The organism is Variovorax endophyticus (genome assembly GCF_025376855.1).
Taxonomy (GTDB): Bacteria; Pseudomonadota; Gammaproteobacteria; order Burkholderiales; family Burkholderiaceae_C; genus Variovorax.
Genome location: NZ_JAHUTH010000032.1, coordinates 88667 through 99493, shown reverse-complemented (window position 1 = coordinate 99493; position 10827 = coordinate 88667). Strand labels below are relative to the sequence as shown.

The window sequence follows — 10827 nt, the reverse complement described above, 5'->3', positions numbered from 1 at the left end:
CTTGCTGACCGCGGTGAAACCCTTGAATTCCTTGGTGAGCTGGCGTGTTTCTAGAATGCAGCCGCTCATCGACGGACCTCTTTCGATGCGATGGGTTCTTTCATGCGCGAGGCCCTCATTCGTCGACGCACGAGAAGCTCGCCGCGAGGTCGAGGTCGCCGCGGCCGTTGTACCTGGGCCATGCGGGGTAGTCGCAAAGCGGTCGGGTACGGCCCGGAACGCCTTGGGTATCGGCCACGGTCTGCGCGCTCGGTGCCATGCCTTGCTCCACCCAGTTCTCGAGCGCGGCCAGCGAATCCCAGCTGGCGTTGAAGACCAGGCTTCTTCCATGCCCGTAGCCCGGGATCTGGTAGTAGCGCATGAAGCTCTTCACGCGCTCGGCGCCCATGGTGGCGCGCACCCGGTTGAAGTACTGGTCGGTCGCGCGCGGGGTCACCAACGGGTCGGCCGTGCCGTGCGCCATCAGCAGCTTGCCGCCATGCGCGGCGAACGCGGACAGGTCGGCCTGGTTGATGTCCTGCAGCCGCGTGAGCTCCGCGATCCGGGCCTGCCACGGGCCGGGATTCTCGGGATCGAGCGTCAGCGAATCGAAGCCCGGGTCCTTCGTGACGAAGAAGCGCACCCACTGGTCCCAGAATCCCGAGAGGTACGGCGCCCTTTCGGGCATCGGGAAGGCAGGGGCGCTCCAGCCGAGGCCCAGGTACGCGAGGAGCATCTGGGTCTCGTCGGCCTTGGTGCCCGTGCCGGGCCGGCCGAATTCTGCGCCCCAGACGTTGAAGCCCGGATACTGGTTCTCGCCGCTGCCCAGCGGATAGTTGAAGATCGCCGGCGTGTCGATCACCTTGAAGGCGGCGATCTGCGCGTCCGACAGGCAGTCGTCCGCGGTATCGGCGCCGCCGGGGCAGCGCAGCGGCCGGCCATCGAGCAGGGCCGTCGCGGGATCGAAGCGTCGGTTGCAGGCGATCTGGTTGCCGATCACCCCGTCCTTCGCGCCATCGAGGGCGTCGCATGCCTGCATCGACGCATCGAACAGCGCCGCGCGCTTCGCGAGGCTCGGATAGGCGCCCGGCCTGGCCAGCGCACGCGTGATGCGGCCGAACTGCAGATCGAGACCGGCCGCGTTGAAGGCCGGATAGAAGGCGATGGCACCGTCGAAATCGGTCGGCCATTTCTGCACCACCGCCAGCGCCTCGCGACCGCCCGACGAACCGCCCAAGAAGTAGCTGCGTTCCGGCTCCCGCGCATAGCGCTGGCGGATCAGGAAGACGGCCGCATCGCGCGTCTTCTTCAAGGCCTCGAACGAGAAGTTGCGCAAGGCCTCTTCATTGAGCGCGAAGGTGCCCGGGTTCTTCGGATCGGTGGCCGCGTCGTGGCCCGAGTCGCTCGCGAAGATCGCATAGCCGCGGCCGATCGGGTCGGGAACATCGACCGGACCGGCGGAAAAATTGCCACCGACGCCGGGAATGGTGCCGTCGTAGCCGCCACCGCCGTACATCATCGCCTTGCGGTTCCATTCGGTGGGCAGCAGCAGGGTCATTTTGATCGGCGGCGCGGCGGGATCGACCGGAGCGATCTCGGCGCTGAGCTTGCAGTGCTCGCCGTAGTTCTTCGGCGCCTTGCCGCCCGCGGGCACCAGCGTGGCCGCCGTCACCTTGGCGCCGCCGGTGGCGAGCGCGATCGCCGATGCGGGCACGGACAGCCTGGCCATCTGCTCGCAACCCAGCGGTGTCGCCTCAACGGACGGCGGCGGTGCCGCCGGTGTCTGCGGCCCGGGCGCGCCCGGAACGATGGCGCCGAGGGTCACGCCGCTGCTTCCGCCGCCACAGGCGCCCAGCAAGGCCGCGGCGGCGAGGGCCAGCACCCACGGCATGGCTGGAGCGGCGCGCCGCGAGGGGGTCGATGTGCTTCGGTGCATGCTTGTCTCTCTTTGTGATGAATTCGAAAAGTCGCCACGCGGGCGCGGCGGGAAACACCTCGCGTTGCCGCGCTGGCGGCGCGGGCCGGACCGGCGGCGGTCAGTGCGGCGAGCGCATGTCCGTCAACATGCGCAGCCTTCGCTCCCGCACCGACTGCCAGTGCGCATCCGTCCACTCGTAGAAGCCCTGGCCCACCGCCGCGCCCCAATGGCCGGTCGCGACCATGGCCTTCAACAGTTGCAGCCCCGAGGCGTCGCTCTCGAGTTCGGGCATCAGGTGGCCCGCGATGTCGAGGAAGGTGCACAGGCCGCCGAGGTCGGCCGTCTCGAAGGGGCCGAACGATGCGTAGCGGCGTCCGATGCAGGAGCGGACGACGGTGTCGACGGTGGCCGCATCGGCGACACCGCTTTGCACCAGGTGCAGCGCCTCGCGCAGCACCGCGAACTGGATGCGGTTGCCGATGAAGCCGGGCGCGGCCCGGCTCAGCAGCACCGCCTCGAAGCCGGCATGCTCGAGCCGCTCGCGCACGGCCGCGCTGGCATCGGGGGCCGTCGCGGTCGCCGGCACGAGTTCAACGAAGGGGATGACATGCGGGGGATTCCAGAAGTGCGCGACCAGGAAGCGCTCGGGATGCTGCATGCGCTCGCACAGGACGTCGGGCATGAAGCCGCTGGTGTTGCTCGCGATCAGCGCATAGGAAGGCAGGAGCGCCTCGAGCTCCGCATAGAGCGCATGCTTGACCTCGAGCCGCTCGACGACCGCCTCGAAGACCAGCGTGGCATCGGCCATCGCCGCGAGCGTCGCGACCACGCGAATCCGCGCCAGCGCCGCGTCGCGCCCGGCCTCGCTGATGCGGCCCGCGGCGATCAATTCCTCGAAGATCTTTTCGGCCAGCGCGGGCAGTTCGCCGCGCCGCGCATCGCTGAGATCGAACACGTCGACGTCTTCACCGGCAAGCGCCAGGCAGGTGGCGATGCCCACGCCCATGAGCCCTGCGCCCACCACGGCCACGCGTCGATTCTTTCCATGCATGCAACTTGTCTCCCGGCATCGCTTGGCACCGAGATCGTTCGGTGCCTTGCGCTGGTTTTTGCAGAAAGCGTGCCCGGACACTGCGCCCCTCGCCGAGGGACGCGCTTTTCACTCGGGCGCTTCGTACAAACCCGCATGCGGCACGCCCGCGGAATACCGTGCGAGCAATGTCCAATAGTGTTCAAGCCACTGCACACAACGTCCAACAACTGGACAGCGATTCGGAGCCACTACAGTCGTTGCGCGCGCGGTGGGCATTCGCACCGCGAACCAAGGGAGTCAGCCATGCTGCAGATCAAGGGAGACCAGGCCTTCGACCTGGCGAGCATCCGGGGCCAGGCCCTGCAGTCCTTCTTCGAGCTCTTCGGCCAGCTCGCCGAGGGCGCCTTCGTGGTCGACCGCGACAGCAAGGTCATCTGGGCCAACGCGCGCTACCTGGCCTTCATCGGCCTGGAGCCCGACCGGCCGGTGGTCGGCCAGCACATCTCGACGGTGGTGCCTACCACCCGCATGCCCGAGGTGGTCGAGACCGGCCGCTCGATCCCGTTCGACGTGATCGAGGTCAACAACCGCTGGGCCGTGGTGTCGCGCTTTCCGATCAAGAACGACGAACAGGAAGTCATCGGCGGCTTCTGCTTCGTGCTGTTCGACGAGATCGATCCGCTGCGGCCGATGCTCGCGCGCATCCAGCAGCTGCAGAGCGAGCTCGAGCGCACGCGCTCGAAGCTCAACCAGCTGCGCCGCACGAAGTACGAGTTCAGCCACTTCGTCGGCTCGAGCCCGCAGGCCGCGCAGGTGCGGCGCAGCGCGCGGCAGGTGGCGGCCACCGACTCGACGGTGCTGCTGCTCGGCGAGACCGGCACGGGCAAGGAGATGGTCGCGCAGGGCATCCATGCGGCCTCGCGGCGCGCGCGGCAGAACTTCATCGGCGTCAACGTGGCGGCCATTCCCGAGGAACTGATGGAGGCCGAGTTCTTCGGCTCCGCGCCGGGCGCCTACACCGGCGCCCATCCCAAGGGCCGCACCGGCAAGATGATGCTGGCCGACAAGGGCACCTTGTTCCTCGACGAGATCGGCGACATGCCGATGCGCATCCAGGTCAAGCTGCTGCGCGCGCTGCAGGAGCGCGAGATCGAGCCGATCGGCGGCAACACCGTGATCCCGCTCGACCTGCGCGTGATCGCGGCCACCAGCCGCGACCTCCGGCAGCTGGTCGAGACCGGCCAGTTCCGCGCCGACCTCTACTACCGCCTGAGCGTGGTGCCGATCCAGATCCCGCCGCTGCGCGAGCGGCTCGAGGACCTGCCCGAGCTGGTCGACCTGCTGCTGGCCGAGCTCTGCGCCACGCTGGGCATGCGCGAGAAGGACGTCGCGCCCGACGCGCTGGCGCGGCTCGCACGCTTCGGCTGGCCCGGCAACGTGCGCGAGCTGCGCAACGTGCTCGAGCGCGCCTGCGTGGTGTCTGGCGATGCCTCGGAGCTGCGCGCCGAGCACATGCTGCTCAACGACGGCGCGCGGCCGGCCGCGGTTGCTGCGTCGACCGCGACGGTGGCCCCGGCGCGCCACGACCTGCACGCCGCCGTGAACGAGACCGAGCAGAAGGCCTTGCTCCATGCGCTGCAGGAGACCAGGGGCAACAAGCTGCTCGCGGCCCGCCTGCTCGGCATCAGCCGCTCGACGCTCTACAACAAGCTCAAGCAGATGGCGCTCGAGCGCTAGCGACCCGCGCGTTCAACCGCCGCGGAACTGCCCGCGCAGGAAGTTGCGGTGCCGCGCGATGTGCCCCATCTGCGCGGGCGCGATCGTGCCGCCCAGGTCGTTCTCGTCCGCGCCGTTGAGCACCGCGTTCGCATGCGCGAGCGCGCGCGCCACGATCTCCTGTTCGCTCACGCCGAGCTGCGCGCCCAGGTCCAGCGCCACGCGCCGCATCGCGCGCTGCGACAGCATCCACATCGCGCCGAAGCGATCCCACGCGAGCGCGGACTCGCCGGCCTTCTCGTGCTCGGCGAGGATGTCCTTGAGCGGCTTGGCGAGCAGCTCGTCCATCGCCTCGAGCCGCTCGCTCAGCGCGGCATTGCGCTCGGCCAGCTGCTCGGGCGTGGGGCCCGGCTCCTCGGCCTTGGGCGCGGGCGGCGGCGGTGGCACGAAGCCGGCCACGTCGGCATCGGCGGGAACGATCTGGAGTTGGTCTTGCAGGCTCATGATTTCTTTCCGTGGCCGGTGTCTGTGGAGGAAGCCTTGCGGCTCGTCATCGCCGTCGCGCGCAGCCCGGGCAGGTCGAGCACGCGCAGACCGCCGTACTCGACGCGGATCAGGCCCTGCGCCGACAGCCCGTTGAGCGCCTCGTTCACGCGCTGGCGCGACAGGCCCACGAGGTAGGCCAGTTCCTGCTGCGTGATGCGCAGCACCTCGCCCACGCCCGGATAAAGCACCGGGTTGAACAGCGAGACCAGGTTGCGCGCCACGCGCGCGTCGGGGTTGTTGAGGCGATCGATCTCGAGCGCGGCGATGAACTGGCCCAGGCGCTCGTTGAGCTGGTTCATCACGAAACGGTTGAAGCCGATCGAATGGTCGAGCAGCCAGTGGAAGCTCTCGATCGGCAGGCCCGCGACGAGGCTGCGCCGCAGCGCCTGGATGTTGTAGCGGTAGGGTTCGCGCTTCATCACCGTGCCCTCGCCGAACCAGCCGCCGGGCGGCACGCCGGTGTAGGTGACCGAGCCGCCGTCGGCGTTGTCGTTGCTCATCTTGAGCAGGCCCTCGACCACGCCGAACCAGTAGGTGGGCGAACGCCCCACGCGGCACACGAGATCGCCGACCTCGGCCTCGCCGACCACCAGCGCGGCCTCGGCGCGGCGGCGCTCGGGCGCGGTGAGCGTGAGCAGCCAGGGGATGCCCTCGAGCTCGGCCGCGTTGGGCGGACGCACGCGGTCCTTGATCGAACTGCCCGCGGCGAGGGGGAGGTTGAGCGAGGGGCTGCCGTTCGGCATCGGGAAACTCCGGGGAGTAGTGTCCCTAGGATTGTCGTTGGAACGACAACTCGGCGTCAAAGTGCGGCCCTACGATCCGCGCACCGTGCAAACAAACGCCCTCACCTTTCCCCGCCTGCTGCTTGCGCATGCGCAAGCGCAGCCCGAGTCGCCCGCGGTGCGGGAGAAGGACCTCGGCATCTGGCAGACCTGGACCTGGCGCGCCGTGGCGCAGGAAGTGCGCGAGATCGCGTGCGGCCTCGCGAGCCTGGGCTTCCAATCCTTCGACAACCTCGCGATCGTCGGCGCCAACCGTCCGCACCTCTACATGGCGGTGGTCGCGGCACAGAGCCTGCGCGGCGTGCCGGTGCCGCTGTACCAGGACGCGGTGGCCAACGAGATGGTGTTCATGCTCGACGACGCGGCCATCGACTTCGTGGTGGTCGAGGACCAGGAGCAGGTCGACAAGCTGCTCGAGTGCCGCGACCTGCAGGCCGAGCGCGTGGCACGCGGCGAGGGCCGCCAGGGCATCCGCCACATCGTCTACGACGACCCGAAGGGCCTGCGCCACTACGACCAGCCCGGCCTGATCAGCTACGACCGGCTGCGCGAACTCGGCCGCGCCTACGACCAGGCGCACCCCGGCGTGTTCGACGCCGCGGTGGCCAGCGGCGAGGCCACCGACGTGGGCGTGATCCTCTACACCTCGGGCACCACCGGCCGCCCCAAGGGCGTGTGCCAGACGCATGCGAGCTTCATCGCGGCGGGCCGCGGCGGCGTGGAGACCGACAGGCTCGGCCCCGGCGACAACATCATGAGCTACCTGCCGATGGCCTGGGTCGGCGACCACCTGTTCTCGGTGGCGCAGTGGCTGGTGGGCGGCTTCACGCTCAACTGCCCCGAGTCGGCCGCCACGGTGATGAACGACATGCGCGAGATCGGCCCGAGCTACTACTTCGGCCCGCCGCGCACCTTCGAGGGCCTGCTCACCGCGGTGTCGATCCGCATGGAGGACGCGGCCGCTCCGAAGCGCTGGCTCTATGCGAAGTTCATGGCGCTCGCGCAGCGCGTGGGCGCCGACATCCTCAACGGCCAGCCCGTGGGCGCCGGCGACCGGCTGCTGTACGGCCTGGGCAACCTGCTGGTCTACGGGCCGCTGCGCAACGTGCTGGGCATGAGCCGCATCCGCGTGGCCTACACCGCGGGCGCGGCGATCGGTCCCGACCTGTTCCGCTTCTACCGCTCGATCGGCGTCAACCTCAAGCAGTTCTACGGCCAGACCGAGACCTGCGCCTATGTCTGCCTGCAGCAGGACGGCAAGGTCAAGCTGCAGACCGTGGGCACGGCCGCGCCGGGCATCGAACTCAAGATCGCCGACGACGGCGAGGTGCTGGTGCGCGGCGTCTCGGTGCTCAAGGAGTACTACAAGCGCCCCGACGCCACGGCCGAGGTGCTCGATGCGAACGGCTACTTCCACACCGGCGACGCCGGCGTGCTCGACAGCGAAGGGCATCTGCGGATCATCGACCGCGCCAAGGACGTGGGGCGGCTCGCGGGCGGCGCGATGTTCGCGCCCAACTACATCGAGAACAAGCTCAAGTTCTTCCCGCAGATCAAGGAAGCCGTGTGCTTCGGCCATGCGCGCGACGAGGTCAGTGCCTTCGTCAACATCGACTTCGAGGCAGTGGGCAACTGGGCCGAGCGCCGCGGCCTGGCCTACGGCGGCTACGTCGACCTGGCCGGCAAGCCCGAGGTGCTGGCGCTGATCGCCGAGTGCCTCGGCAAGGTCAATGCCGACCTGGCGGCGGAAGCCGGCATGGGCGAGACGCAGATCGCGCGCTTCCTGGTGCTGCACAAGGAGCTCGACCCCGACGACGACGAGCTGACCCGCACGCGCAAGGTGCGCCGCGGCTTCATTGCCGAGAAATACGCGGTGCTGGTCGAGGCGCTGTACGGCGGCAAGACCGAGCAGTTCATCGAGACCCAGGTGAAGTTCGAGGACGGCCGCACCGGCGCGGTGAGCGCGACCCTGAAGATCGTCGAGGCGAAGCGCTTCCCCGGCATGGCAAAGGCGGCCTGACATGGCAAGAAAAACCGGCGACGTCATCCTGGACGTGCAGAACATCTCCCTGAGCTTCGGCGGCGTGAAGGCGCTGACGGACATCAGCTTCAACGTGCGCGAGCACGAGGTGCGGGCCATCATCGGCCCCAACGGCGCGGGCAAGAGCTCGATGCTCAACTGCATCAACGGCGTGTACTGGCCCCAGCAGGGCTCGATCACCTTCCGCGGCCAGACCTTCAAGCACATGAACTCGCGCCAGGTGGCCGAGATGGGCGTGGCGCGCACCTTCCAGAACCTCGCGCTGTTCAAGGGCATGAGCGTGCTCGACAACATCATGACGGGGCGCAACCTCAAGATGAAGAGCGGCCTGCTCGCGCAGGCGCTGCGCTGGGGCCCGGCCGAGCGCGAGGAGCTCAAGCAGCGCGAGTTCGTCGAGCACATCATCGACTTCCTCGAGATCCAGGCGCACCGCAAGACGCCGGTGGGCCGCCTGCCCTACGGCCTGCAGAAGCGCGTGGACCTGGGCCGCGCGCTCGCGATGGAGCCGCAGGTGCTGCTGCTCGACGAGCCGATGGCCGGCATGAACGTGGAGGAGAAGCAGGACATGAGCCGCTTCATCCTCGACGTGAACGACGAGTTCGGCACCACCATCGTGCTGATCGAGCACGACATGGGCGTGGTGATGGACATCTCCGACCGCGTGGTGGTGCTCGACTACGGCAAGAAGATCGGCGACGGCACGCCCGACGAAGTGCGCAACAACGAAGACGTGATCCGGGCGTACCTGGGCGTGGAGCATTGACATGGGCTTTTTCCTGGAAACCCTCTTCGGCGGCCTGATGGTCGGCATGCTCTATTCGCTGATAGCGATCGGCTTCGTGCTGATCTACAAGGCCTCGGGCGTCTTCAACTTCGCGCAGGGCGCGATGGTGCTGTTCGCGGCGCTCGCGATGGCGCGCTTCGCCGAATGGATCCCGCAGTGGCTGGGCTTCCAGAGCCTGATCCTCGCGAACATCCTGGCCTTCATCGCGGCGATGGCGATCATGGTCGTGGTGGCCTGGCTGATCGAGCGGCTCGCGCTCAGCAAGCTGGTGAACCAGGAAGGCATCACGCTCTTGATGGCCACGCTGGGCATCGCCTACTTCCTCGACGGCCTGGGCCAGACGCTGTTCGGCAACGACATCTACAAGATCGACGTCGGCATGCCGAAGGAACCGCTGATGGTGCTCGAGAGCACCTTCCAGGGCGGCCTGCTGCTGAGCCAGGAGGACCTGATCGCGGCGCTGGTGGCGGCGGCGCTGGTGGTGGTGCTCGCGATCTTCTTCCAGAAGACCGCCACCGGCCGCGCGCTGCGCGCCGTGGCCGACGACCACCAGGCGGCGCAGTCGATCGGCATTCCGCTCAACCGCATCTGGGTGATCGTGTGGTCGGTGGCCGGCTTCTCGGCGCTGGTGGCCGGGATCATCTGGGGCTCCAAGCTCGGCGTGCAGTTCTCGCTCTCGCTGGTGGCGCTCAAGGCGCTGCCGGTGGTGATCCTCGGCGGCCTGACCTCGATCCCCGGCGCGATCATCGGCGGCCTTTTGATCGGGGTGGGCGAGAAGCTCTCGGAGATCTACCTCGGGCCGATGCTCGGCGGCGGCATCGAGATCTGGTTCGCCTATGTGCTGGCGCTCGTGTTCCTGCTGGTGCGGCCGCAGGGGTTGTTCGGCGAGAAGATCATCGATCGGGTCTGAGACATGTTCTATAGAGAAAACGGCCAGTTCAAGTCGACCTACCGCGCCGACCAGCAGATCTTCCCGATCCTGCAGGACCGCGTGGCGATCCTCGCGCTGCTCGCGGTGGCCTTCATCGCGGTGCCGCTCGGCGTGTCGGACTACTGGATGCGCGCCATCCTCACGCCCTTCCTGATCCTGTCGCTCGCGGCCATCGGACTCAACGTGCTGGTGGGCTACTGCGGCCAGATTTCGCTGGGCACCGGCGCCTTCATGGCAGTGGGCGCCTACGCGGCCTACAACTTCCACGTGCGCATCGACGGCATGCCGCTGATCGCCTCGCTGCTGCTGGGCGGCCTGTGCGCCACGGTGATCGGCGTGCTGTTCGGCATTCCGAGCCTGCGCATCAAGGGGCTGTACCTCGCGGTGGCCACGCTGGCGGCGCAGTTCTTCACCGACTGGGCCTTCCTGCGCATCCAGTGGTTCACCAACAACTCGTCGTCGGGTTCGGTCAGCGTGGCGGGCCTCAACGTGTTCGGCATCCCGATCGAGTCGCCGGTGCAGAAGTACCTGTTCTGCCTGGCGCTGGTGGTGATCTTCGCGCTGCTCGCGAAGAACCTGGTGCGCAGCGCGATCGGCCGCGAATGGATGGCGATGCGCGACATGGACGTGGCGGCCGCGGTGATCGGCATCCGCCCGGTCTACGCCAAGCTCACGGCCTTCGCGGTCAGCAGCTTCATCGTCGGCGTGGCCGGCGCGCTCTGGGGCTTCGTGCACCTGGGGGCCTGGGAGCCGGCCGCCTTCAGCATCGACCGCTCGTTCCAGCTGCTGTTCATGGTGATCATCGGCGGCCTCGGCTCGATCATGGGCTGTTTCTTCGGCGCCGCCTTCATCGTGCTGCTGCCTCTGCTGCTGAACCAGCTGCCGGGCTGGCTGGGCTTCTCGATCTCGACCGCGCTGGCCTCGCACCTCGAATACATGATCTTCGGCGCGCTCATCGTGTTCTTCCTGATCGTGGAACCGCACGGCCTCGCCCGGCTGTGGTCCACGGCCAAGGAGAAGCTGCGGCTGTGGCCCTTCCCCCATTGAGCTTTCCAGGCGTTTTTTCGGCGTTGACAACCCGGCACCGCGGTGCCCCC

The 10827-nt window shown here is 68.2% G+C and carries 9 protein-coding genes; 5 read left to right on the top strand and 4 right to left on the bottom strand.

What is annotated here, in order from left to right:
- Positions 1-115: 115 nt before the first annotated feature.
- Positions 116-1915 carry a tannase/feruloyl esterase family alpha/beta hydrolase gene (locus KV106_RS32360; protein WP_261215427.1) on the bottom strand — a complete coding sequence of 600 codons (1800 nt, stop codon included), beginning with the start codon at positions 1913-1915 and terminating at the stop codon, positions 116-118.
- 100 nt (positions 1916-2015) lie between these two features.
- The gene (locus KV106_RS32355; protein WP_082322037.1) at positions 2016-2948 is read right to left on the bottom strand and encodes a 3-hydroxyacyl-CoA dehydrogenase family protein; all 933 of its coding nucleotides are present in this window, start codon (positions 2946-2948) and stop codon (positions 2016-2018) included.
- 285 nt (positions 2949-3233) lie between these two features.
- On the opposite strand from KV106_RS32355, the gene KV106_RS32350 reads away from it, so the two are divergent.
- Positions 3234-4667, top strand: coding sequence for a sigma-54 interaction domain-containing protein (locus KV106_RS32350; RefSeq protein WP_057597136.1), 1434 nt, complete (start codon positions 3234-3236; stop codon positions 4665-4667).
- A 12-nt stretch (positions 4668-4679) separates the two neighbouring features.
- Here the strand turns inward: KV106_RS32350 and KV106_RS32345 are convergent, their stop codons facing one another.
- Positions 4680-5150 (bottom strand): hypothetical protein, encoded by a 471-nt coding sequence (locus KV106_RS32345; protein WP_261215422.1) that lies wholly within the window; start codon positions 5148-5150, stop codon positions 4680-4682.
- A complete protein-coding gene (locus KV106_RS32340) occupies positions 5147-5935 on the bottom strand; it encodes a Crp/Fnr family transcriptional regulator (protein ID WP_057597138.1) in 789 nt (262 codons plus the stop codon). The genes KV106_RS32345 and KV106_RS32340 overlap by 4 nt, the downstream gene beginning before the upstream one ends.
- An 85-nt stretch (positions 5936-6020) precedes the next feature.
- Between KV106_RS32340 and KV106_RS32335 the strand changes: the two genes are divergently transcribed.
- From KV106_RS32335 to KV106_RS32320, 4 genes are read left to right on the top strand one after another with little or no spacing between them, the layout of a single operon-like run.
- Positions 6021-7994 carry an AMP-dependent synthetase/ligase gene (locus tag KV106_RS32335; RefSeq protein ID WP_261215420.1) on the top strand — a complete coding sequence of 658 codons (1974 nt, stop codon included), beginning with the start codon at positions 6021-6023 and terminating at the stop codon, positions 7992-7994.
- Position 7995: 1 nt separating this feature from the next.
- Positions 7996-8778 (top strand): ABC transporter ATP-binding protein, encoded by a 783-nt coding sequence (locus tag KV106_RS32330; protein WP_057597139.1) that lies wholly within the window; start codon positions 7996-7998, stop codon positions 8776-8778.
- 1 nt (position 8779) lies between these two features.
- A complete protein-coding gene (locus KV106_RS32325) occupies positions 8780-9709 on the top strand; it encodes a branched-chain amino acid ABC transporter permease (protein ID WP_093344126.1) in 930 nt (309 codons plus the stop codon).
- A gap of 3 nt (positions 9710-9712) precedes the next feature.
- Positions 9713-10777, top strand: coding sequence for a branched-chain amino acid ABC transporter permease (locus KV106_RS32320; protein ID WP_057597141.1), 1065 nt, complete (start codon positions 9713-9715; stop codon positions 10775-10777).
- The last annotated feature ends 50 nt before the right edge of the window (positions 10778-10827 follow it).

Coding starts and splice junctions, on each gene's coding strand:
- KV106_RS32360 (WP_261215427.1), bottom strand. CDS start 1,915: ATGCACCGAAGCACATCGACCCCCTCGCGGCGCGCCGCTCCAGCCATG.
- KV106_RS32355 (WP_082322037.1), bottom strand. CDS start 2,948: ATGCATGGAAAGAATCGACGCGTGGCCGTGGTGGGCGCAGGGCTCATG.
- KV106_RS32350 (WP_057597136.1), top strand. CDS start 3,234: ATGCTGCAGATCAAGGGAGACCAGGCCTTCGACCTGGCGAGCATCCGG.
- KV106_RS32345 (WP_261215422.1), bottom strand. CDS start 5,150: ATGAGCCTGCAAGACCAACTCCAGATCGTTCCCGCCGATGCCGACGTG.
- KV106_RS32340 (WP_057597138.1), bottom strand. CDS start 5,935: ATGCCGAACGGCAGCCCCTCGCTCAACCTCCCCCTCGCCGCGGGCAGT.
- KV106_RS32330 (WP_057597139.1), top strand. CDS start 7,996: ATGGCAAGAAAAACCGGCGACGTCATCCTGGACGTGCAGAACATCTCC.
- KV106_RS32325 (WP_093344126.1), top strand. CDS start 8,780: ATGGGCTTTTTCCTGGAAACCCTCTTCGGCGGCCTGATGGTCGGCATG.
- KV106_RS32320 (WP_057597141.1), top strand. CDS start 9,713: ATGTTCTATAGAGAAAACGGCCAGTTCAAGTCGACCTACCGCGCCGAC.